The organism is Candidatus Omnitrophota bacterium (genome assembly GCA_028693815.1).
Lineage (GTDB): Bacteria > Omnitrophota > Gorgyraeia > Zapsychrales > Aceulaceae > Aceula.
Genome location: JAQUUP010000019.1, coordinates 1 through 22,079, shown reverse-complemented (window position 1 = coordinate 22,079; position 22,079 = coordinate 1). Strand labels below are relative to the sequence as shown.

The window sequence follows — 22,079 nt, the reverse complement described above, 5'->3', positions numbered from 1 at the left end:
ATGGATGAACAAGAATATTTAGATAAAGCTCAAGAAATCTTAAGAATTAAAACGCCATTGATGGATAAAGAAGCGCTGTGTGCTTTTGTCGATAAATATTTAAAAAAGAAAAATGACTATCTTGATGTTTGTAGAGAAAAAGGATCTCCATTGTATCTTTTTGATCAGTTGGCGTTAAGAAGTAAGGCGCAGGAATTTTATAGGGCTTTTAAGAGCAGAATTTCACAGGTGTCATTTTTTTATGCGATGAAAAGCAATAATCATCCTGTTATGATTGAAACTCTTGTTGAAGAGGGGTACGGAATAGATGTTTCAAGCGCAGAAGAATTGAGATGTGCGGTGAAATATAATCCAAAGTCGGTTATTTTTAGCGGACCAGGAAAAACGGATTTTGAGCTTGAGTTTGCATGTCATCATTCTAAGGTCGTCACTGTTCTTCTTGACAGCTTTGGCGAATTAGATCGTCTTCAAAAGGTAGCTTGTAGAAAAGATATAAAAATAAAAGCAGGTGTTCGCTTAATGAATGAAGAAAACGGTTTATGGAGAAAGTTTGGCGTTCCTCTGGATAAATTAGATTGTTTCTTTGGTAAAGCGAAAGAATGTTCTCATGTTGAACTATGCGGATTGCAGTTTCATTCGAGCTGGAATCTTGATGCAAATAAGCAGATTGCTTTTCTTGAGCGCTTGGGTAAGGCTTTTTTGCAAATGGACAAATCAGTTGTTCAAGAAATTGATTTTGTTGATGTTGGTGGAGGTTATTGGCCTGCCCAGGGCGAGTGGATGCAACCAAGCTCAACTCCTGAGGGAAAATTAAAGCAATGTCTCGTTCCTCAGATGAGCGAGGGGATGGATCATCGATGCTTGCCTTCAATATCAATTGAAGAATTTGCTCAGGATCTTGCTGACGCGCTTGATCAACACATATTTAAATATATAGATTGCGATATTTATTTAGAGCCTGGACGATGGATTAGTCATGAAGTTATGCATATTTTATTAGAGGTCATCGATAAAAAGGATAAAGATGTTGTTGTTACTGATGGTGGCACCAACATGATTGGGTGGGAGCGTTTTGAGATCGATTATTTTCCTGTTATTAACTTAAGTCAACCTTCTTTAGAGGAAAAGCCCTGCATGGTGTTTGGATCGCTTTGTACTCCGCATGATATTTGGGGTTTTTCATATTTTGGAAAAGGTATTGAAGTTGGTGATGTTTTAATGATTCCAACGCAAGGATCTTATACCTATAGTTTACGCCAGAATTTTATAAAATTGCTTCCTAAAAGTGCTGTTATGAATAATTCTTTAATAGAATTATGGAGTGATCGCTAGAATTCTTGGAAATTTGGCAATATTCACAAGAATAGCATTATCTAATCGCTGTCAACATAAAGCAATCTGGAAATTATAAGCAATGTCAATAATTCTTAAAAGTCAAAAAACTCGGAGCCTATAGATTCTTTAAGCTCTCACCTTTTTTAATTCACGAAGAAATTACATAAATGTCATATAAAATTCACATGAATTTTATATACTTAATAAAATGACGATACCTATTATATTTGTTAATATTAAAAGGGTGTGATAATATTGTTTATATCATTAAAGGGGTGCGAAAATGCCGAATAAAAATATCCTAATAGTTGAAGATGATAAAAATATCTCGAAGCTTGTGAGGTATAATTTAGAAAAAGCCGGGTTTAGCTGTCAATCAACTATTACTGGTGAAGAGGCGTTGGATATTTTAGATACGCAGCCTGTTGATTTGATCATTTTAGATATCATGTTGCCTAAAATGGATGGATTAGAAACATGTAAACAAATCAAGCAGGACAAAAGAACAGCTTCAATTCCAGTTGTTATGTTAACAGCAAAAGGGGAAGAAGTTGATCGCATTATCGGATTTGAGCTTGGGGCAGATGATTATATTGTAAAGCCTTTTAGTCCAAGAGAGTTGGTTTTAAGAGTCAAAGCTATATTAAAAAGAGGAATCCCAGAGGAGTCAGAAAAAGATATTTTTGAATTTAAAGAAATTGTGATTGATAAGCCTCGCCATAAGGTAAAAGTTAGAAATAAGGAAGTCAAGCTGACAGCAATGGAGTTTAAGCTTTTAGAAACTTTGATGTCTAGAAAAGGACGAGTTCAGTCTAGAGATCAGCTTTTAGAGGATGTGTGGGGATTGAGTTCAGATGTGACAACAAGAACAATTGACACACATATAAAGCGCTTACGCCAAAAATTAGGTAAACTTGGAAAATTAATTGAGACGGTTAGAGGCTATGGCTATTGCTTAAATAATGATGAATAAAATTAGGCTCCCTATTCAATATAAGCTCACACTAATTATTATTGTAATTAATATTTTTATCCTTTCTTTTGTTTATATCTATTTAAAGAATAATTTACAAGATAATACCTACAATCGAATTAAAAGCAGTCTTTCGAGAGAGGTGCTTCTTGCCAAATCTTACTTCGATAGTCGCCATTCTAAGTTATTATCCATAGAAAAAACTGATGAAATTGCAGATCAAATAGGAAAAGATTTAGGTCTTAGAGTGACTTTGATTGACTCAAGCGGAAAGGTTTTAGGCGATTCTGAGTTATCAGGCACAGATCTTGCCGACATGGAAAATCATTTGTACAGACCTGAAGTTCAGGAGGCATTAAAAACAGGACTAGGAGAAAGTAGGCGATTTAGCACAACTCTACAAGAAGACATGCTTTACATGTCTTGTCTTTTTCAGAACGATAAGACAAGTGGAGTTATTCGACTTGCAGTTCCATTAAGCGAGATAGCAGTTGTGACTAATAAATTAAAGAAAATATTAGGCGTTTCTTTGATCATTGCTTTTGGTTTTTCAGTTCTCATCGGCTTTATAGTTTCTATTTATATTTCCAATCCTTTAAAAAAGATTTCAGCTGTGGCTAAAAAGATATCAAGTGGAGATTATTCAAGGCGAATTAATATATTTACAAATGATGAAATAGGAGAGTTGAGCAGCTCGATAAATTACATGTCTGAGCAGATTAAAGCAAGGATAAGTGAGGTTGAGGCAAATAAGTCTAGATTTGAGGCGATACTTTTGAGTATGTTCGAGGGAGTTATTGTTATTGATAATAACGGGTCTATAAAGCTTATGAATAATACTCTTAAGAAAATGTTGAATGTATCTGAAAGCCCAATAGGGAGACGACCCTTGGAAGTTATCAGAAATATTGAGATTCAAGAAATAGCTGATAAGGTTTTAGATTTAAAAAGTGGCGTGCAATCTGGGGAGATCAATATCTTGCAGCCCTCAGAAAGAACATTACAGGTTCATGCGGCTACCGTTATGAGGGACAACGAGATTTTTGGCGCGGTGTTGGTTTTTCATGATATTACTGAATTAAGGCGGCTTGAAAATATCAGAAAAGATTTTGTGGCTAATGTTTCTCATGAGCTTAGAACTCCTATCACGAATATAAAGGGATTTTCAGAAACATTGCTAGATGGAGCAATAGAGGACAAAGAAAATGCCAAAGATTTTCTCAAAACTATTAATGCGGATGCTAATCGCTTGGCTCAACTTGTCGACGATCTTTTAGATTTATCAAGGATAGAGTCAGGCAAAACTAATTTGAATATTGTGTCTTGCAATATTGAGGATATTGTTGATAGGGTTATCGTTAGCTTGAGGAAGCAGATCAGGGAAGGAAAAATTGTCATAAAAAAGAATATTCCTAACAATTTATCAAAAATAAAAGCAGATGAAAAAAGTATTATGCAGGTTTTTCTGAATTTAATCGATAATGCTATCAAATATAATAATGATGAAGGGTTGATAACCATATCTGTAGCTGAAAGAAATGATTTTGTTGAAGTGAGTATAAAAGATAATGGAATTGGAATACCTGAAGAAGATTTACCTCGCATTTTTGAACGTTTTTATCGAGTCGATAAAGCGAGATCACGCGAGCTAGGCGGAACCGGTCTCGGGCTTTCCATAGCAAAACACCTTGTTCAGTCGCATAAAGGACAGATTTCCGTTCAAAGCGAACTAGGAAAAGGAACCATGTTTAGTTTTACTCTTCCCAAAGCTTAAACTAGTCTTATTAAAATCAAATTCACAATCATTTCACAGAGCAGCCATTTTATTTTCACCTTATAGAATTATACTCTTCTTAAGAAAGAGAGGAGGTGAATAATGGTACTGAGTCAGATGATTAAATCTAATGCAATTAATGTAGATTTTGTAGTTAATTGGCTACGATCTGAAATTGCAGCATTGAATAATATTTTAAACATTATTGAAAAAAATCATAGTTATAGTGACGAATACGTCAAAGAGACTATGAAAAAAGCAGAGATAGATTTTAAGCAAATTAGAAAGTTTATTGATGAAAATTAAATGATGATATAGCTTGTGGAACTACGGTGAGCATGAGCTTTCATCAGAGTTTATTTTTTATTTTGAAAAAGGTTAAGATTAATTAGGAGAGATTGTTTACGCTGGTTTTATTTTCGTAACAATGTCTTTATTAAAAAAGGAGAAAAAGATGAAGAAGTTTTTTTTAGCATTGTTTTTAGGAGCAATCGTATTTGGGGCTTGTTCTTCAAGTTCATCTGCAGGAGAGATCGATATTTTGGTGAACAAGTTAGTTCAAAAAAATATTCTGACTCCTATGGAGGCAGAAATAATTTTGGATGAAACGAAACAGGAAGTTGCGAAAGAGATAGCTGAGCATAAATCTTATGCATTACCTGAATGGGTTCAGAAGATGAAGCTTAAAGGTGATTTGCGTGTTCGTTATCAATATGAATCAAAAGCCGCTGATAAAGGCCAAGCTAAATACAATCGAAGCCGTGGGAGATATCGTTTTCGTTTAGGCGTGACAACAGATGTGGCTGATCAAGTAGAAGTCGGTTTTGGTTTGGCTACAGGTGGAGCAGATCCTCGATCAACAAACCAGACGATGGGTCAAGAGTTTGAGACGCCAGATATTCGTCTAGACTATGCATATGCCAAATATTCTCCGCTTTCCAGCGTAGATATTTATGTCGGACGATTTGCACGAAAGCCAGTTCTTTGGCAAACAGATGACCTTCTTTGGGATGGAGATATCAACCCAGATGGTATTGCCGTTTCGGCAACTCATTCAGTTGGCATGTTAGACGGATTCTTAAACGCAGGTGTTTTTCCTATGTTTGAATATAATACATCTGCTGTAGAGAAGGGCTCAGCTGCTGACCCTGCGATGTATTATGCCCAGGTAGGTGTTGGTTCTAAGGTTGGTGAGAAGATCAGCCTGAAAGGTGCTGTTGCCTATTATGGATTTACAGGTCTTGAAGGAAAAACTTTTGATAACTCAGCTAAAACGAACACAGGAAACAGTACAGGTTTAGTGTATGATTACAATACGGTTAATCCTACAGTTGAACTTAAAATTAGCAATCCATTTGAAGGAATAGATCTTCCGATCGCTATTGAAGCAATCAGTTTCTTTGGAAATTATATTTATAATCCAGATCCTAGTGATAATAATAAAGGATATCTTGCTGGTATGAAATTTGGAGATAAGAAAATTAAGAATCCAGGTAGCTGGCAAATTAAATATTGTTATCGTCACCTTGAAACAGATGCTTGGTTAGATATTTTCCCAGACTCTGATGCTTATGGTGGAGAAACAAATGTTGCTGGTCACGAAGTTGCATGGTCTTATGCAATCAAGAAAAATGTTATTCTTGGCCTAGATTATTACAATATGCATCCTATTAATGGAAGTACAAGCAATACACAGCATTTGATTCAGGCAGATGTGTTATTTAAGTTTTAATTAAGATTAACAAAGAGTTAACGTTGTTGTCACATGTTTGTCACATTATAATAATATAATTTATTTAAATAAAATAAAGGTAAGGAGAAGATATATGAAACGATTTTTAATTTTATCATTGTTTGTTGCATTTTTGATGTGTGCTACAAGCGTTTATGCCGAGGACATGATTCAGATCAAAGGGTCAGACACTTTAATTAATCTTGTTCAGGCATTAGCTGAAGAATATATGGCTCAAAATCCAGGTAAATATATTGCAGTTACTGGAGGAGGCTCTGGAACAGGTATCGCAGCATTAATTAACGGTAAATGTGACATAGCTAATGCTTCTAGGCAAATGAAGGCAAAAGAAGTAGAGCAGGCATCAAAAAATGGAGTTAAGGTTAAGAGAGTTGTTGTTGCCATGGATGGGCTAAGCGTAATCACAAACGGAAATAATTCTGTTAATCAGCTTACTGTAGATGAGATCGGTAGAATTTTTAGAGGTGAAGTTACGAATTGGAGTGAAGTTGGTGGACCGAACATGTCTATAACGCTTTATGGTCGTCAATCAAACTCAGGAACATTTGTGTTTTTCCAGGAGTCTGTATTAAAAGGTGATTATTCTCAGAAAATGAATCGAATGAATGGAAATGCACAAATAGTGGAAGCTGTAAAGCAGGATCAATCAGGCATAGGTTATGTAGGTGTAGGGTACGTAAAAGATGCGAGCGGTATTAACGTGCTAAAGGTTGCTTCTATGGCTGGTGCTGCTTATGCTAATCCACTGAGTGAGGCAGATGTAAAGAGCGGAAAGTATCCTATTTCACGTCCTTTAAATCAATATATTAATGGAACGCCTACAGGCGAAGTAAAGGCTTTTCTAGAGTTCGAATTAAGTCCGCAAGGACAGAAAGAAGTTGAAAAGCAAGGTTTTTTTCAGCTTCCAGGTGAATATGTAGAATATAACAGTAAGGCAGGATTGTAAATTTATTTTGCTAAACAATATTGTTCGAAATAGAAAGAAACCGTGGATAAGTTTAAGACTTATGGAAAAGCTTATCCACGGCTTTTTCTTTGCAAACGGCATGATTTCAGTTGTTGCGCTTTTAGGTATTTTTGCGTTATTAATTTTTACCTCCATACCGGCGTTTCAGGAAATTAATGTATGGTCTTTCTTGTTCGGGTCTGTTTGGAATCCGACATCGTATGTGGAAGAGCAATACGGCATCGTTCCAATGTTAGTAAGCACACTTATTGTTACTGTTGGAGCATTACTTATTGCGATACCCTTAGGCGTTGGAACAGCTGCTTATTTGTCAGATGTCGCTAGTCGGAGGGTAAGAGAAATCGCCAAACCTATTGTTGAAATTTTAGCTGGAATACCATCTGTTGTTCTTGGTTTTCTAGGGATCGTTCTTGTTGGGCCGCTTTTGGCAAAGATATTTCATACTCATAACGGGCTGAATGCTATTAATGGTGCTGTGCTCTTGGCTGTCATGGCTTTGCCGACTATTGTTAGCATCTCTGAGGATGCATTAAGTAGTGTGCCAAGTTCTTACGAGCAGGCTTCTTTGGCTTTAGGAGCTTCGAAATGGCAAACTGTTATTCGAGTAAAAGTTCCAGCTGCATTATCGGGTATTATTGCTGCTTGTATGCTTGGAATGGGAAGAGCGATTGGAGAAACAATGACCGTTTTGATGGCAACGGGCTGTGCTCCTGCTATGCCAGAAAGCATACTTGGGCCGGTAAGAACCCTTACTTCGAGTATAGCCATTGAGCTGGGAGAAGTTGCCTACAATACGACTCATTATTATGCGTTATTTGCTTTAGGGTTGGTATTATTTATCATTACATTTTTTGTTAATATGGCATCTGATATTATTTTGCATAAATACGAACAGGTGAATAGATAATATGAATAAATTATATATATGTCCGCCAACTTTATGCTAAAGTTGGCGAGATCTCGCCAAAATCAAAGATTTTGGCGGAAAAAAGTACATCGATGAAAAAAAATTACATTGAGCAAGCTATAGGATTTGGGCTGTTAAGGGGATGCCTTGTTGTTGTTTTATTTATTGTTGGGTTTATTCTTTACGATATTATTTCTAAAGGAAAGAGCGTAATAAGCTGGGAATTCTTAAGCCAAATGCCAACAAATGGAATGACAGAGGGTGGAATTTTGCCAGCAATATTTGGAACATTTCTCGTTACGACCATTACAGCTATTTTGGCAGTTCCGTTAGGCATGGGATGTGCTATTTATTTGAGCGAATATGCTACAAAAGGGAAAATAACGCGATTGATAAGAATGTCTATCCGTAATTTATCCGGAGTTCCTTCGATTGTTTATGGCTTGTTTGGAGTTGTTTTGTTTGTGCAGTTGATGAAATTAAATGCTTCGGTATTGTCTGCAGGATTAACTTTAGGACTTATGACTTTGCCGTGGACAATTACAGCAAGTGAAGAGGCGCTGAAAGGCGTGCCTAAATCATATAGAGAAGGGTCGTTGGCTCTTGGTGCCACTAAGTGGCAAACTATCCGGACAAATGTTTTACCTTATGCTGTCCCGGGAATGCTTACCGGAACTATTCTTGGCTTAGCTCGAGCAGCAGGAGAGACAGCGCCGATTTTATTTACTGGAGCTGCATTCTATTTGCCTTTTTTGCCGAGATCTCTTTCGGATCAATTTATGGCATTGCCGTATCATCTTTATATTATGTCAACACAACATCATGCGATTGAGAAAGTAAGGCCATTAGCTTATGGAACGGCGTTGGTTTTAATTGGCCTTGTTTTTTGCATGAATCTTTTTGCAGTAATATTGAGATATAAGTTAAGAAAGGTTAGGATGGAATGACGACGATAACAGAGGAAAACGTATTTAAATTAAAGAATAATGGTTTGAAAGCTAGCTATATTAATAAAGATATAGAAAACAATGCGATTAAGATAGTCGTAGAGAATTTTAATTTTTTCTATGATAAAACTCATGCACTTAAAAATATTAATATGGGAATAAGGTCTAATACAGTTGTGGGAATCATAGGGCCTTCTGGCTGCGGAAAATCAACATTCTTAAGATGTTTTAATAGGATGAACGATATTATTCATAAGATAAAATATGAGGGTGGTATTTTTATAGATGAGAATAATATTTTTGATAAAGATTTGGATGTGGTTGATTTAAGACGTAAAGTTGGTATGGTTTTTCAGAAGTCAAATCCTTTTCCAAAGTCTATTTTTGAAAACGTAGCATATGGTTTAAGAATTAATGGGGTAAAAAATAAGGATTTAATTCAAGAGAAAGTTGAAAAGAGTCTCAAAGATGCTGCTTTGTGGGATGAGATAAAAGATAGGCTAAATGAAAGTGCGTTTTCTTTGTCGGGAGGACAGCAGCAGCGATTATGTATTGCACGCGCTCTTGCCATTGAACCTCAGATATTATTGTTAGATGAGCCTGCTTCAGCGTTAGATCCGATTGCTACTGGCAAGATAGAAGAATTAATTCATGAGTTAAAAAAGAAATATACGATTATTATTGTTACGCATAATATGCAACAGGCGGCACGCGTTTCAGACTATACCGCATTTTTTATGCTAGGCGAGTTGGTTGAATATAATTTTACAAATAAGATTTTTACAAATCCTGCAAAAAAAATTACAGAAGATTACGTTACGGGAAGGTTTGGTTAAATATGAAAAGAAATATTGATGATGAATTAAAGAAACTGAATATAGATATTCTAAAGATGGCAGCAATGGTAGAAGAGGCGATACATAAATCTGTCGAAGCTCTTAAGAAACATGATAAGAAGCAGGCGCTTTCTGTTATTGATAATGATAAAAAGATCGATGATATGGAGATAAAGATTGAGGAGGAAGTGATCGACCTTTTTGCATTATTTCAGCCTCTTGCATGTGATCTTCGTTTGATTACGACAGGAATGCATATAAACACTGAACTCGAAAGAATGGCAGATTTAACAGTAAATATTTCACAAAGGGTTTTAGAGTCATCTGGTCAGCCTTTACCAAAGTCGTTGTTGGATATTGTAAAATTAGCTAATCAGGCAAAGTTAATGGTTAAGAATTCAATAGACTCTTTTGTAAATCATGATCAGGAATTAGCTAAACAAGTTATTCTTTCTGATAAAGAGTCAAACAGATTGCGAACGGTTATTATCAGAGAATTGATTGACGAACACATGATAAAAGATAGTGCAATGGTGACTCAAGCCGTTGCCCTTCTTTTGGTTGCTCGTGATTTAGAGAGAATTTGTGATCATGCTGCGGCCATAGCAGAAGATGTAATTTATATGATTAATGCTAAAGTCATTAAGCATCATAGAGAGTTATTGTAAGAATATTGGATTAATTTGTAGTGTAAGGCGATATAAGCGGTTTGAAAAAATAAAGTTTATAAAATTGTACGCATAGTTACACTATTAGCCTTTGCGTGTGTTTAGGTCCAGTCCAAGCATAAATCATGTGTTTATTGTTCTTGTTTCTTTGATTATGGTAAAAAAAGGGGGGCACCCGATAAGGGCGACCCCCTTTTTTTTGATGTAATTAATAGTACGAAATTTCTTTAAAACATATTATTTTGACTTAATTTTCTTTGCTTGATAAACTGTTGTAATGGAAAAGCTAAAACATTATGTTACAGATGAGAAAATAGAATATCACGCTGAAATTTTTGCTAATCGAATCAAAAGGCAATACAAGCATTTGGCTCGTCGTTTTCAGCGCCGGAATATTGATGTTTTTCGTTTATACGACCGGGATATCCCTGAGGTAAGAGCAGTCGTGGATTGGTACCAGGGACATTTGGTTGTTGGTGAATATATCCGTTTGCAGACAGGACCTACTTGGTTGCCACGGATGGCAAAAGCCGCAGGTGAAATTCTTAATATCCCAGAAGACAAGGTTTTTTTAAAACGTCGGCAAACGAAGAGTGCTTCCGGAGCGCGTTATAAAAATTCAAAGTCACAGCGAATGCGATTGGCTGTTTCTGAGCGGGATTTAAAGTTTTGGGTTAAGCTCGACGGACTAGTGGATACGGGATTGTTTTCCGATCATCGTAATACGCGTGAATTGGTGCGGGAAATGGTAAAAGATAAGGATTTTCTTAATCTTTATGCCTACACTGGTTCTTTTAGCTGTGTTGCAGCACTCGGTGGAGCAAAATCAATTGTGACGGTGGATCGATCAGCGACATATCTTCAATGGGCGAGGGATAATTTTAAATTAAATAATATTAATAATTTAAAATATGAGTTTGTTTGTTCTGATACCGAAAAATATTTAGATGACTTGAAAAGAAAGGGACGCAAATTTACGCTTGCGTTTGTAGATCCTCCGTCTTTTTCTCAGCGTCGAGGAAAGAATTCTGTGTTCGACATTAATAAGCACCATGTCGAGTTGCTCGAAAAAGTTTTTCTTGTGATGGCAAAAGATTCAACAGTTATCTTTTCGACCAATCATCAACGTTTTGATCCTAAATTAAGAAGGCTTAACGTCAAACAAGTTAAAGAGCTGACGCCTAAAACGATTCCTGAAGATTATCGTAATAAGCTGGTTCATCGTTGCTGGCAGATTGATTTGTAATAGAAGAAATCAGTGTTTTGATCAAGAGTCATAAATGTCATGGTGCGAATTCTAGATTGAGCCTTGAGCTTGTTTTGGTGTTATAAAAATAGAGTATCAAAAATATAAAAATTTTATTTTACTAAAAGAACAGAATTATTCAACGTTTTTAATTGTTGCTAGATATTACTTTTTAAGATCTTTTTAAATGCTCAGGGTTAAGAATTTTGTTAAATTTTGTAATTGTTAATTAATACTTAATATGCAATATAGAAATTAAGTAATGATTGACAAGAAATAGATTTTGTCATATATTAAAACTGAGGTTAAAAATGAAAAGTGTTGGAATTAATATAAAAAGATTAAGAGATCAGAAAGAGATCACTCTTAGGGAGATGGCTAAAGATGTAGGCGTTAGTCCAAGTTTTCTTTCCCAAGTAGAAAAAGGAAAGGCTTCTCCATCCCTTGCCACATTAAAGTCGATTGCTGATGCGCTAGAAACAACGATAGGTAGCTTGGTTGGCGAGGACGTTAATCAAAAAAATAAGATTGTCACAAGAGAGTGTGATCGTAAGTCGCTTAAACATGTGGGGCAGGGTATACGGATGTCTCTTTTGTCTGAATCAAATCCGTATAAGCAAATGGAACCTTTGCTGTTTAAGTTAAGCAATAATGCTTCCTCTGGGGAATCTTCTTATTCTCATTATGGTCAAGAATTTGTTTTGGTTCTTAAAGGAGCGTTTGAAATTATGTTGGGCGATACATACTATTCTTTAAAGAAAGGAGATAGCATCTATTTTAATTCTAATACGCCACATTCTTTTAAGAATTTAAATAAAGGAGAAACAGAGGTTTTGTGGGTTGTGACACCGCCGAGTTTTTAGTGGGGATTTTTTTTGATTTAATTATGAATGAATACTTAACTTAGTTAAACAATAGTTAATTATATAACGAACGCTTTCTTTGGTTAGTGTTTAGCCAAGAGAGTAAAAATAGGAGGGATACAGATGGAACCTATTAATCTAGAAGGAAGAGTAAAAAATAGCCTTGATCAAGAAGGAAGATTTGAGTTGGATGATATTGTTCATTCTATGAAAAGTGGTCTTTACGCTGCAGATAACGAAGGTAATATTTCATTCGCTAATCGAGCATTTGCTGAGATGTTTCGTTTTGAGAGTGAGCAGGATGTTCTTGGTGTTAATTTAGCTGATCAATTTTATTTGCAAAGGAATGACCGAGCTGCTTTTTTAAGAAGTTTAAATGAAAAAGGGTTTATCTCTGATTATAGAATTCAAATGGTTCGCCGAGACGGGAGTCGGGTTGCTATCACTGCCCAAAGTAATTTTTTAAAGAATAAGAAAGGAAAGATTGTTGGGGTGGAAGGGATTTTGAAAGAGCTTTCTGAAGAAAAAATAGTGGAAGAAAATAAGATTTTAGAAAATTCCCAAATAAGCAGTAACGCTGGGAACCCGAAGGAGACAGATTCTTTATTTGAAGATTCATTGACGGGACTTTACAATTATCAATATTTTCTTCGTTGTTTAGATTTTGAAGTTAAACGTACGAATCGATTTTTTCAACCGTTATGTGCGATTATGATAGATATTGATAATTTCCATAGTTTTGTTGATAAATATGGACAGGACAGTGGTGATGATTTGCTAAAGAAAGCTGGAGTAATTTTTAAGAATAATTTTCGCGACACAGATATTGTTTGCCGGCAATCGCGAGATCAGTTTTTGGCGATTCTATCAGTAACCACAAGGTCTGAAGCGATGTCGATTGCGAAGAAGGTTAAAGATGCTTTACAAAAAACAATGCTTCCAGATGCTGCAACCTGCAGCATGGGGATAAGTCGGTATATTCTTGGGATGAGCACACAAGAGCTTTTGTTGAAAACTAATCTTGGTTTGTGCATGGCCAAAGAGATGGGAAAGAATGAAGCTTGCTTTTATGGTTAATTTAGCTTTTTAGGAATTTTATAATGTGGTCAAGCGGTTAAGTTTGCAAAGATGAAGCTGACATTTTAGGATGTATTAAAGGAGTGTGATTTATGTACACAGAAGTTATTGAACAAATTCGGGATCGGGCTAAAAGTGATCCTAAAAGGATTATTTTTCCTGAGGCTGAAGATGATAGAGTTTTGAAAGCGGTTGATTATATTCGTCAAGAGGGAATTGCGGAGCCTCTTTTGTTTTCATCGAGGAACATTGATCCTTCTCAAAGAGATCAGTTTGCGTATTTGCTTTATGAAATTCGACAGGCCAAAGGAATGACTTATAAAAAAGCTAAGGAATTGATGGATGATCCGCTTTTTTATGCCGCAATGATGTTGCGCTGCGGACTTGTTGATGGGATGGTTGCTGGCGCGTCTCATTCAACCGCAGCGGTTATGCGTGCGGTTCTTTATTGTTTGGAATTAAATGATAAAATTGGGGTTGTAACTAGTTGTTTTTTAATGGGAGTTCCTAACTGTGTTTTCGGCGAGGAAGGGGTTTTGCTTTATGCGGATTGTGGCGTTATTCCAAACCCGACTAGTGATCAATTGGCACGGATTGCTGTCTCAAGTGCACAGTTTTTTCAGGATGTTATGGATGTGACAGCGAGGGTTGCAATGTTAAGCTTTTCTTCAAAAGGAAGTGCGAGCGGTGAACTTGTTGACAAGGTAAGAAATTCGGTTGAGCTCGCTAAGGATTTAAAGAAGGATTTCTTTATTGAGGGAGAATTGCAGGCGGATAGCGCTCTTGTTCCAGAAGTTGCAGCTTGGAAATTGAATGATAGTGATGTTGCTGGGAAAGCCAATGTTTTAATTTTTCCTACATTGGATGCAGGTAATATTGGTTATAAATTGACTGAACGTCTGGCAAATGCTAGGGCAATTGGCCCGATCATTTTGGGCACAATTCAGCCATGTAGTGATTTATCTCGCGGATGTAGTGTAGACGATATTATTGCTTGTACGGCTCTGACCGTTATTCGGGCACAAAAGAAATTTTCTAATTCACGCAATATTTTTATTAATTTTGATAAGCATTATGCATATATTGGTATTTAATGGGGGAAGCTCATCTTTGAGCTATAGAATTTTTAAGTATCAAGGCGCGCGTAACGTTGAGTTGATTTTAAAAGGGAAAGCTTATCGCGTAGGCGGGCAAGGTATGAAATCTTCTTATATCGAGAACCAATTTAATGGTAAGACAACCAAAGAAATTCTTCCAATTTCGGATTATGTAAAAGCAACTGCTTTAGCTGTTGATTATATTAATAAAAATAATATTAGGGTCGATGCTATCGGTCATCGGTTTGTTCATGGGGGAGAATATTTTAAACGATCGGTTTTGCTTGACCGGACAAGTTTAAAAAGAATGGAACGATGCTTACCTTTAGCTCCTCTTCACAACCCTATATCGATGAATATAATTAAAGAGACAATAAGAATGTTTCCTAGAGTTCCGCAATACGCAGTTATTGATTCTGCTTTTCATTCTTCGATTCCAGCTAAGGCATACACTTATCCTGTTCCAAGGCGAATTATTGAGCAGTACCAATATCGTCGTTATGGATTCCATGGGATTTCTTGTTCTTATGTTTGTCGTCATTTATCGGAATTCTTGAAAAAAAGTCCTGGAAAAATAAATATGATCGTCTGTCATTTAGGAACAGGAGGCGCTAGTGTTACTGCAATAAAAAAAGGATGTTCGGTTGATACTTCGATGGGGTTTTCTCCGAATTCTGGGTTAATTATGAGTACAAGATCGGGAGATATCGATCCGATGGTTGTTGTTAGCTTAATGCAGATTTCTGATTTTCATTCTCAGGAAATTAGTGATTTATTAAACAAGAGAAGTGGGCTTTTGGGCATATCCGGATTCTCTAGCGATATAACAGATATTATTGCTTTTCTTGGGCATAAGCGGTTTGGAAAAAGGGCTCAATTAGCTTTTGATATGTATGTAAATCGACTTAAAAGTTATATTGGCAGGTATCTTATGGTGCTTGGTGGTCAGGTTGATGCGTTGGTGTTTACCGACGATATTGGTGTTAATAATCCATTGATTCGCGAGAGCGTTTGTAGGTCGCTGTGTTGGGCAGGTATTGTTATCGATAAGAAAAAGAATGAAAAAGTATCTCGAGAACAGACAGTTTCAATTCAGTCTTCTTCTTCAAAAATTGCTGTTGTGACGATGCCAACTGAAGAGGAGATGATGATTTGTCTTGAGGGTGCACGTTTGCTGAAAGGATGCAGATGATGTTTGAAAGTGATTTAAAGAAGAATAAAAAAGATGCTTTTTTTTCATGCCTGCCTGAGTATGCTCAATTATATGCTATTCCTTATTCGTTATCAAAAAAGAATTTTAAGAAACATGGTAGACAATCTGGTGTTCATCAGAAAGCATTGCAAAAGATTAAAGATTTTGAAAAAATAAAGAATCGTAGTATTATTACAATTTTTATTGGTGAATCTACTAATATTGTCGCAGTCAAGAATGGTAATCCGATTGAATTCAGTGATGGCTTTTCTGAGGCAGGAGGTATTTTGTCAGCAACAGGGTGTGGGGATATAGATAGTACAATCGTTTTTCAGTTGATGGCTGATGGGGTGTCCGTTTCCGAAGTTGAGAATTTGTTGTCTACTCAGAGTGGGTTCAAAGCTTTAGCAGGTGTACATTCAAGGCTTAAAGATGTTTTTAGTCGGAAAGACCCTAGAGCGAAATTTGCTAAGCAGGTTTTTTGTTATCAGCTTTTAAAATATGTTGGCGCTTATGTTGCAATTTTAGGTGGATTAGATTTTATTTTATTTATAGGAGAAAATCAAAAGGAAAATAAAAGTTTAGTTTTTGAGCTGATGCGGCAGTTGAAGCTTCTTGATATTAAGAGAAAATCGAATATTGCCTGGGAAGATGTTTCGTTGTTGACCGCCAATGATTCATCTGTTAAATGTTATTTTCTCCAGTCTGATAAAATTTAATAAATAAGAAAGTTTTTACTGTGTGGACCTTTTTTGCTACCGCTTATGTAGCATGTTGATGTTTTATTCTTTGCATTGTGAAGGCAAAGAGAAAAGATCAGTAGATTGAAAGAGAATTGCTAGAGCGTGTAATCTTTTCTGTTTTCCAAGGCGTGCCGGTATTCTTCATTCATATTCTTAAAGTTTAGAACCCTTTCCTTTATTACGTTTAAAAATCGATTTGTAATTTCTTGCAAGCACTTCACACATAAGATACAATTCTTAAATGAAAGAAAATAAAATTATCGAACTTAAAGATATTTCTATCTTTCGCGGAAAAAAACAAATTCTTCACCATGTTAATTGGTCAACGTATCAGGGTCAGCATTGGTTTATCCTTGGAAATAATGGTTCTGGAAAAACAACACTGCTTGAAATTCTGATGGGTTATCTTTGGCCGCAAGAAGGTTCTGTTTTTATTTTAGGGCAGCAATACGGAAAAATATGTATTCCTGACCTTCGTAAGAAAATAGGCTATGTGTCTACGTGGATATTTAATAGAATGTACAAGCGTTATAACGTCGAGGATATTGTTGCCTCAGGAATTGATGGTTCAACAAGTTATTTATCAGAAAAAAATACTGACATTGTAGAGCAAGTTCATAAAATGGCAGATGCCTTTAGTTGTGTGCATTTACTTGAAAAAAGTTTTGGTTCGATTTCTTCTGGAGAACAGTTTAAAGTAATTTTATGCCGAGCATTGATTAACCAGCCCGAGCTTTTGATACTAGATGAGCCATTTGCTTTTTTAGATATTGGAGCCAGACAAAAAGCGTATCGTTTGATTGAACAAATTGCGATTAAGCCTTCGGCTCCTCAAATAGTACTTGTCACTCATCACTTGGAGGACATACGAAGCTTTTATACTCAAGGGATGATTATTAAAGATGGAAAGATTTTTCAAAATGGCTCTAAAGAATCGATTTTAGAGCCGGATAATCTAAATAAAGTGTTTGATATTTCTGATTTTTGATTTTTATGTTAGAAATATGGTTTCGAATTATTAGCGGAAAACATAATATTGTTTCAGATATTGAGATTATTTCTATCGATAAAGCACAAGATGCATATGAACGCGTGGTCAAAGGGGATGTGCGTTTTCGTTTTGTTATTGATATGGCTTCGCTAAAATAAAAAGATTAAGAATTGTTTTTAAGCTGAGGTTAACGTGGCACAGCCATATAAGAAAATTACTGCGCAGAATTTTAAATCATACGGAAAGCTTATTTGTTATCCTGGGAAGGAAAGTAAGGTAAATAATCGTAATCTTTGGCGTATTGTTCACGTGGAGACAGCTAAAGTTGGATGGCGGGTAGCATATTTAGTATTAAGAGATCAGTCCGTTGGACGTTTAGAACAGCATCCTTTTTCTGATGAGACTTTTGAGCCTGTTAAAGGAAAGGCCTTATTGTTTGTGTCGCTTAAAAAGAATTTTGAAGATATAAAATGTTTTTTGCTGGATAGACCCATTGTTATTCGCAAGAAAGTTTGGCATGCCGTAGTAGCGCTTGGCAAAGAAGCTGAGATTAAAATAACAGAAAATAAAACCGTTGCATGCTGTTGTTGGAAGCTAGATAAGAATGTTCGGCTTGGGCCAAGTTTTATTATTAATAAATAGATTGATTAGGGAAATTTGCTTTTAAGTTCGACAAACAATGATTGTTTTGTTCATTCAGAGCGATATAATTATTTTCTTGTGACAGAAGAAAGACGCAGTCGCTTAAAAAGCGGTAGCTGCTTTTTAGAAAGAATTTTCTAAATGATTTTTTTAATGAACATGAAAAAAGACATTGTCCAATGGTGCCAGGGAAGAAACGGGTTTGTTCGTTTGCCTTTGTTGATATGGTTCATCTGTGTTCTAATTAGACATTTAAGGGATCCGCATTATCAGTCTTTGCTCGGGGCGATTAATTTGGGAATCCATGAATTAGGTCATATGGTTTTTTCTTTTGGTGGAGAATTCTTAACGATTGCTGGAGGGACGGTTCTTCAGTGCTTGGTACCTCTTTATGGTGTTTATAATTTCTTGAAACAAAAAGATTATTTTGCTTCGGCACTTTGCTTTGGCTGGCTTTCTACTAATTTTTTTAATGTAGCCACTTATGCTGGTGATGCACAAGCTATGGCTTTGCCTTTGGTGACGCCTTTTGGTTTAACGCCTAGCATTGCTCATGATTGGAATTATTTGTTAACGCAAATGGGATTGTTGGCTTTTGATGGATGGGTTGCTTTTTTCTTTCGCTTTCTTGGCGTTTTATCTATGGGGATTTGTTTGTTCGCCGGCGGTTGGATGGTTGCCTTGATGATGAAGAATTCTTTTAGAATAATAAAGAACAAGTGATTGCTGCTTTTTATCTATTTTTATTTTGAAGAATTATTAGGCTATTGAATAATTTTATAGTCAAGAATCAAAATAGGAGTATAATTTCTTTATTATTTCATTTCTATTTTTTTGTTTTAATGAATGCGTTAATGAATAACACTGTTAGATAACTAGATAAAGAGAAGGAATAAAAAATGAAAGAATTTCAATTTACGGATTGCATTGAAATTAAAGAGCTCACTGGCAAAAAGGCCAATGACGAGGCTGAGCTTTTGGAGTTAATAGAGGAAGCCTCGCCTGATTCAATATATTTTCATACGCATAGTTATTTTTTGCGGCATTTTTATATTATGGGGCCGTATCCGAGTGACTTTGCTAATTGGATTGTGATGCAGGTTAGAGATCGCGTTTTAGGAGAAAAGCTTTCAGCCTTAACGCCTTCCGGCAAACAAAAAATCGAAGATGTTCGAAGCGATTTGATTGAAGTCATTGACGACCATCTCTCAAGCATAAAAACAATTCCAGCTGTTTCTTTTGGTCAGCCGTTTTATTTAATGAAGTCAAAAATTATCGAAATTCCTACGAGGCTTAAAGCTCAGAATTTAAAGGAGTTTCGAGACAGTCTAGCTTGTGTCGATGCAAGCGCGATATATAATCATGTTTTTGAGGCACGTTTACGTGGACAAAAAGGAAGAAGTGACTTTTCAATCTGGCTCGAAGAGGTTTTAGGATTAAGTCAGTTAGCTCAAAGTATTGAGCGAATCGATGCTTATATGTATGGTTTAGAAGGGCTTCGCAAGAAAATACTTTGTTTGTGCGATCAAGAGCTTCAAGAAGGAGGGCAGTACTCATGAGCACGCTAGATTGGGAATCTTATCGAAATATTGCTCCTGCAGGAATTGTTGATCTTGGACATCGCGTTGCAGATCGTCTTAAGGGAAAAAAATTCGTTCATGTTAATTCGACGCGTTGGGGTGGAGGCGTTGCTGAGATGTTGCATCGGCTCGTTCCTTTGTTTCAAGATTTGGGAATTGATACACGCTGGGATGTGATCGAGGGAGCTCCAGAGTTTTATCAAGTAACGAAAAGTTTTCACAATGCGCTTCAGGGGCAGAATCAAATTATTACTAAAGAAATGTACGATGCTTATCTTCGAATTAACAAGAAGAATGGCTTGAAAATGAATTTGGATGCAGACATGGTTATTATTCATGATCCTCAGCCTGCCCCATTAATTTATAAAAAGAAAAAAGGTTCGACATGGTTATGGCGCTGCCACATTGATGCTTCGCGTCCTCAGCGCAAGGTATGGAATTTCTTGAAAGAATACGTTTCGAAATATGATGGGGCGATATTTTCTTTGCCAAGTTTTGCCCAGAAACTTAGTATTCCTCAGTATTTGGTATATCCGTCTATTGATCCGTTGAGCGATAAAAATAAAGAGCTGACACAAGAAGAGATTAATTCTGTTTTAGAACAATTTAATATTCCAAAAGATAAGCCGATGATTCTGCAGGTTTCTCGATTTGATCGTTTTAAGGATCCTGTTGGCGTTATTGAAGCTTATAAAATGGTTAAGCAGTATAATGATTGTTGTCTTGTTCTAGCTGGAGGTAGCGCTGCAGATGATCCTGAAGGGTTGGAGGTTTTAAATGAAGTGAAGAACGCTGCAGAAAAAGATAAAGATATTTTTATTTTAGATCTTCCTCCTGATGCTAACATTATTATTAACGCTTTGCAAAGAGCTGCAGCTGTTGTTTTACAGAAATCTCTTAAAGAGGGTTTTGGGTTAACTGTCGCTGAGGCGATGTGGAAAGCAAGACCTGTTATTGGAGGTTTTGTTGGTGGAATCACGGTCCAGATTGTTTATGGACAAACTGGGTTTACAGTTAGTTCGGCTGAGGGTTGCGCTTATCGCATTCGCTATCTTTTAAATAATCCTGAATTTGCTTTAGCTATGGGGCAAAACGCTAAAGAGTATACAAGGCGTAACTTTCTTATTACGCGTCATGTTATTGATTATCTTTCTTTGATGACAGCTTGTGTAAAGAAATAGAAAATTTAATAATTTTAGGTATGTTCGTCGTATGAATTTGACACACAGCAGCATCGCTGTGTGTCATTTTTTTGTATAGATGTATATTTGATTTATGCTCCGAGAAGAGCTCTTAACGTAATTCGGGCAGTTTCCATGATTCCTTTTGATTTGGTGCGGAGAATGTCGTATTCGCTGCTAAACATATTGTATTGTTGTTCAAAAGTGGCATCGCTTACACCATCTTTTTTTTCGGGTTCTCTAATTTCTCTCCATAACAATGAAAGCATTCTTTCAATTCTCTCTGTTTGATCAACGCATACTCTGTAGTCTCGAAAAGATTTATTGTCAGATAAGGTTCCTAGAGGAGACACCGATATATTGTACATCCATTTCTTTTTATCAAAATCCCAGCATTTGATCAAGAAATTTAGAGTTTGTTCATAAGCAAAATTTCTATTTCTTATTAAAAGATCTTTTAGGACTGTTGTTTTAAAATTAAGAAATTCAGATCTTGGCCTGTTAAGAGGTAGGGATCTTATGCTTTGCGAGATTTCAGGAAGCCAGTTTGCTAAAAGAGGATATGTCCCGTAGGTGTCGACTAAACTTTTTGCACTGTATTGATCGCCTGTTCTAAAATCACCTATGGCGATATCTGCGTCTGTTGTTTCAATAAAGCCTTTGAGTTTATCATAAAACTCAACGTCTTCGTCAACATAATCTAGATCGCCTGGTATTTGTATAATTCTTTCTGCCTCAGGATAGTTATCAAGCACGTGACCCCAGCCTGTAAGCCAGGTCTGACATGTGTCCACAGACCAGGTTTGCACAACTTCAAGAGTTTTGTATCGTTCGTCTTTTATAAAAGAAACAGCATTGCCTCTGATGACTGTAGATCTTGGTATCACAACAATTGGCATAGGATCGATTTCTTTGCACCTTTCAACTGTCCACCAGAAATACCATTCACACTGTTCGTTATCTTCATACCCTTGGTATGGAAAAATAATAATTGGTTTTGAGCTTGTTTTCTTTTTGTTGTCTTGTTTTGTCATGTTCTTTTCTATGCCTTTCCGCGTCTTTCTTCCAATTCTTTGCGAACCCTGTGAGCATCATTTTCAGTAAATTTTATACTGAAAATAAAAATTATTGCAATAATGGATGCTATGATTGGAATAGAAACGTCAAAGACTCTCATCCAAAATAAAGTATCTAAAGATTTTCCAATGCCTTTTCCTTGATCAAACCCTGTCCAGGCAAGCATCGCACCTCCAAGGAGTCCTGCGAGAGCAAGCCCCATTTTAACCATCCACCAATAGACTGCCGTA

At 36.2% G+C, this 22,079-nt stretch carries 23 protein-coding genes and 1 pseudogene; 22 read left to right on the top strand and 2 right to left on the bottom strand.

Annotation, left to right across the window (positions count from 1 at the left end):
* The 22 genes and pseudogenes from PHY73_06515 to PHY73_06410 all read left to right on the top strand — a co-directional run bounded on the left by PHY73_06515 (position 1) and on the right by PHY73_06410 (position 20,772).
* The gene (locus PHY73_06515) at positions 1–1,332 is read left to right on the top strand and encodes a decarboxylase (GenBank protein MDD3375354.1); all 1,332 of its coding nucleotides are present in this window, start codon (positions 1–3) and stop codon (positions 1,330–1,332) included.
* Positions 1,333–1,618: 286 nt separating this feature from the next.
* The gene (locus tag PHY73_06510) at positions 1,619–2,308 is read left to right on the top strand and encodes a response regulator transcription factor (protein ID MDD3375353.1); all 690 of its coding nucleotides are present in this window, start codon (positions 1,619–1,621) and stop codon (positions 2,306–2,308) included.
* Entirely contained in the window at positions 2,298–4,082 is a 1,785-nt protein-coding gene (locus PHY73_06505; GenBank protein ID MDD3375352.1) for an ATP-binding protein, read from the top strand. Before PHY73_06510 ends, PHY73_06505 begins: the two co-directional genes overlap by 11 nt.
* Positions 4,083–4,184: 102 nt before the next feature.
* Positions 4,185–4,388 (top strand): hypothetical protein, encoded by a 204-nt coding sequence (locus PHY73_06500; protein MDD3375351.1) that lies wholly within the window; start codon positions 4,185–4,187, stop codon positions 4,386–4,388.
* Positions 4,389–4,536: 148 nt separating this feature from the next.
* Positions 4,537–5,814, top strand: a complete 1,278-nt coding sequence (locus tag PHY73_06495; protein ID MDD3375350.1) for a putative porin — start codon at positions 4,537–4,539, stop codon at positions 5,812–5,814.
* A 94-nt stretch (positions 5,815–5,908) separates the two neighbouring features.
* The gene (locus PHY73_06490) at positions 5,909–6,781 is read left to right on the top strand and encodes a PstS family phosphate ABC transporter substrate-binding protein (protein MDD3375349.1); all 873 of its coding nucleotides are present in this window, start codon (positions 5,909–5,911) and stop codon (positions 6,779–6,781) included.
* A gap of 61 nt (positions 6,782–6,842) precedes the next feature.
* Positions 6,843–7,709, top strand: a complete 867-nt coding sequence (gene pstC / locus PHY73_06485) for a phosphate ABC transporter permease subunit PstC (protein MDD3375348.1) — start codon at positions 6,843–6,845, stop codon at positions 7,707–7,709.
* 92 nt (positions 7,710–7,801) lie between these two features.
* The gene (gene pstA / locus PHY73_06480; GenBank protein ID MDD3375347.1) at positions 7,802–8,656 is read left to right on the top strand and encodes a phosphate ABC transporter permease PstA; all 855 of its coding nucleotides are present in this window, start codon (positions 7,802–7,804) and stop codon (positions 8,654–8,656) included.
* A complete protein-coding gene (gene pstB / locus PHY73_06475; protein ID MDD3375346.1) occupies positions 8,653–9,492 on the top strand; it encodes a phosphate ABC transporter ATP-binding protein PstB in 840 nt (279 codons plus the stop codon). Before pstA ends, pstB begins: the two co-directional genes overlap by 4 nt.
* 2 nt (positions 9,493–9,494) lie before the next feature.
* Positions 9,495–10,160: a phosphate signaling complex protein PhoU gene (phoU, locus tag PHY73_06470; GenBank protein ID MDD3375345.1), complete on the top strand. Its 666-nt coding sequence runs from the start codon at positions 9,495–9,497 to the stop codon at positions 10,158–10,160.
* A gap of 277 nt (positions 10,161–10,437) precedes the next feature.
* On the top strand, positions 10,438–11,406 hold the full coding sequence (locus PHY73_06465; GenBank protein MDD3375344.1) for a class I SAM-dependent methyltransferase: 969 nt from the start codon (positions 10,438–10,440) through the stop codon (positions 11,404–11,406).
* 311 nt (positions 11,407–11,717) lie between these two features.
* Entirely contained in the window at positions 11,718–12,269 is a 552-nt protein-coding gene (locus tag PHY73_06460) for an XRE family transcriptional regulator (GenBank protein MDD3375343.1), read from the top strand.
* A gap of 123 nt (positions 12,270–12,392) precedes the next feature.
* Positions 12,393–13,346: a sensor domain-containing diguanylate cyclase gene (locus tag PHY73_06455; GenBank protein MDD3375342.1), complete on the top strand. Its 954-nt coding sequence runs from the start codon at positions 12,393–12,395 to the stop codon at positions 13,344–13,346.
* A 92-nt stretch (positions 13,347–13,438) separates the two neighbouring features.
* A complete protein-coding gene (locus PHY73_06450; GenBank protein ID MDD3375341.1) occupies positions 13,439–14,440 on the top strand; it encodes a phosphate acyltransferase in 1,002 nt (333 codons plus the stop codon).
* 16 nt (positions 14,441–14,456) lie between these two features.
* Complete coding sequence (locus tag PHY73_06445) at positions 14,457–15,635, top strand: acetate/propionate family kinase (protein ID MDD3375340.1); 1,179 nt, start codon at positions 14,457–14,459, stop codon at positions 15,633–15,635.
* Positions 15,632–16,354 carry a hypothetical protein gene (locus PHY73_06440; GenBank protein ID MDD3375339.1) on the top strand — a complete coding sequence of 241 codons (723 nt, stop codon included), beginning with the start codon at positions 15,632–15,634 and terminating at the stop codon, positions 16,352–16,354. Before PHY73_06445 ends, PHY73_06440 begins: the two co-directional genes overlap by 4 nt.
* 265 nt (positions 16,355–16,619) lie before the next feature.
* Positions 16,620–17,366 carry an ATP-binding cassette domain-containing protein gene (locus tag PHY73_06435; GenBank protein ID MDD3375338.1) on the top strand — a complete coding sequence of 249 codons (747 nt, stop codon included), beginning with the start codon at positions 16,620–16,622 and terminating at the stop codon, positions 17,364–17,366.
* A gap of 35 nt (positions 17,367–17,401) precedes the next feature.
* Positions 17,402–17,527, top strand: a pseudogene (locus tag PHY73_06430) (NAD(P)-dependent alcohol dehydrogenase).
* 34 nt (positions 17,528–17,561) lie between these two features.
* Complete coding sequence (locus tag PHY73_06425) at positions 17,562–18,011, top strand: hypothetical protein (GenBank protein MDD3375337.1); 450 nt, start codon at positions 17,562–17,564, stop codon at positions 18,009–18,011.
* A 141-nt stretch (positions 18,012–18,152) separates the two neighbouring features.
* Positions 18,153–18,734: a hypothetical protein gene (locus PHY73_06420; protein MDD3375336.1), complete on the top strand. Its 582-nt coding sequence runs from the start codon at positions 18,153–18,155 to the stop codon at positions 18,732–18,734.
* Positions 18,735–18,910: 176 nt separating this feature from the next.
* A complete protein-coding gene (locus PHY73_06415; protein ID MDD3375335.1) occupies positions 18,911–19,570 on the top strand; it encodes a DUF5752 family protein in 660 nt (219 codons plus the stop codon).
* Positions 19,567–20,772 (top strand): glycosyltransferase, encoded by a 1,206-nt coding sequence (locus PHY73_06410; protein ID MDD3375334.1) that lies wholly within the window; start codon positions 19,567–19,569, stop codon positions 20,770–20,772. Before PHY73_06415 ends, PHY73_06410 begins: the two co-directional genes overlap by 4 nt.
* Before the next feature lie 92 nt (positions 20,773–20,864).
* Here PHY73_06410 and PHY73_06405 read toward each other — a convergent pair whose 3' ends face one another.
* Together PHY73_06405 and PHY73_06400 are read right to left on the bottom strand one after the other, a co-directional pair.
* Positions 20,865–21,806, bottom strand: a complete 942-nt coding sequence (locus PHY73_06405; protein MDD3375333.1) for a hypothetical protein — start codon at positions 21,804–21,806, stop codon at positions 20,865–20,867.
* A gap of 8 nt (positions 21,807–21,814) precedes the next feature.
* Positions 21,815–22,079 (bottom strand): MFS transporter (locus tag PHY73_06400; GenBank protein ID MDD3375332.1); only part of this gene is annotated, 265 nt, incomplete at its 5' end.

Excerpts from the sequence above, each read along its gene's own strand:
- PHY73_06515 (MDD3375354.1), top strand. The coding sequence starts at position 1 with ATGGATGAACAAGAATATTTAGATAAAGCTCAAGAAATCTTAAGAATT.
- PHY73_06510 (MDD3375353.1), top strand. The coding sequence starts at position 1,619 with ATGCCGAATAAAAATATCCTAATAGTTGAAGATGATAAAAATATCTCG.
- PHY73_06505 (MDD3375352.1), top strand. The coding sequence starts at position 2,298 with ATGATGAATAAAATTAGGCTCCCTATTCAATATAAGCTCACACTAATT.
- PHY73_06500 (MDD3375351.1), top strand. The coding sequence starts at position 4,185 with ATGGTACTGAGTCAGATGATTAAATCTAATGCAATTAATGTAGATTTT.
- PHY73_06495 (MDD3375350.1), top strand. The coding sequence starts at position 4,537 with ATGAAGAAGTTTTTTTTAGCATTGTTTTTAGGAGCAATCGTATTTGGG.
- PHY73_06490 (MDD3375349.1), top strand. The coding sequence starts at position 5,909 with ATGAAACGATTTTTAATTTTATCATTGTTTGTTGCATTTTTGATGTGT.
- pstC (MDD3375348.1), top strand. The coding sequence starts at position 6,843 with ATGGAAAAGCTTATCCACGGCTTTTTCTTTGCAAACGGCATGATTTCA.
- pstA (MDD3375347.1), top strand. The coding sequence starts at position 7,802 with ATGAAAAAAAATTACATTGAGCAAGCTATAGGATTTGGGCTGTTAAGG.
- pstB (MDD3375346.1), top strand. The coding sequence starts at position 8,653 with ATGACGACGATAACAGAGGAAAACGTATTTAAATTAAAGAATAATGGT.
- phoU (MDD3375345.1), top strand. The coding sequence starts at position 9,495 with ATGAAAAGAAATATTGATGATGAATTAAAGAAACTGAATATAGATATT.
- PHY73_06465 (MDD3375344.1), top strand. The coding sequence starts at position 10,438 with ATGGAAAAGCTAAAACATTATGTTACAGATGAGAAAATAGAATATCAC.
- PHY73_06460 (MDD3375343.1), top strand. The coding sequence starts at position 11,718 with ATGAAAAGTGTTGGAATTAATATAAAAAGATTAAGAGATCAGAAAGAG.
- PHY73_06455 (MDD3375342.1), top strand. The coding sequence starts at position 12,393 with ATGGAACCTATTAATCTAGAAGGAAGAGTAAAAAATAGCCTTGATCAA.
- PHY73_06450 (MDD3375341.1), top strand. The coding sequence starts at position 13,439 with ATGTACACAGAAGTTATTGAACAAATTCGGGATCGGGCTAAAAGTGAT.
- PHY73_06440 (MDD3375339.1), top strand. The coding sequence starts at position 15,632 with ATGATGTTTGAAAGTGATTTAAAGAAGAATAAAAAAGATGCTTTTTTT.
- PHY73_06435 (MDD3375338.1), top strand. The coding sequence starts at position 16,620 with ATGAAAGAAAATAAAATTATCGAACTTAAAGATATTTCTATCTTTCGC.
- PHY73_06420 (MDD3375336.1), top strand. The coding sequence starts at position 18,153 with ATGATTTTTTTAATGAACATGAAAAAAGACATTGTCCAATGGTGCCAG.
- PHY73_06415 (MDD3375335.1), top strand. The coding sequence starts at position 18,911 with ATGAAAGAATTTCAATTTACGGATTGCATTGAAATTAAAGAGCTCACT.
- PHY73_06410 (MDD3375334.1), top strand. The coding sequence starts at position 19,567 with ATGAGCACGCTAGATTGGGAATCTTATCGAAATATTGCTCCTGCAGGA.
- PHY73_06405 (MDD3375333.1), bottom strand. The coding sequence starts at position 21,806 with ATGACAAAACAAGACAACAAAAAGAAAACAAGCTCAAAACCAATTATT.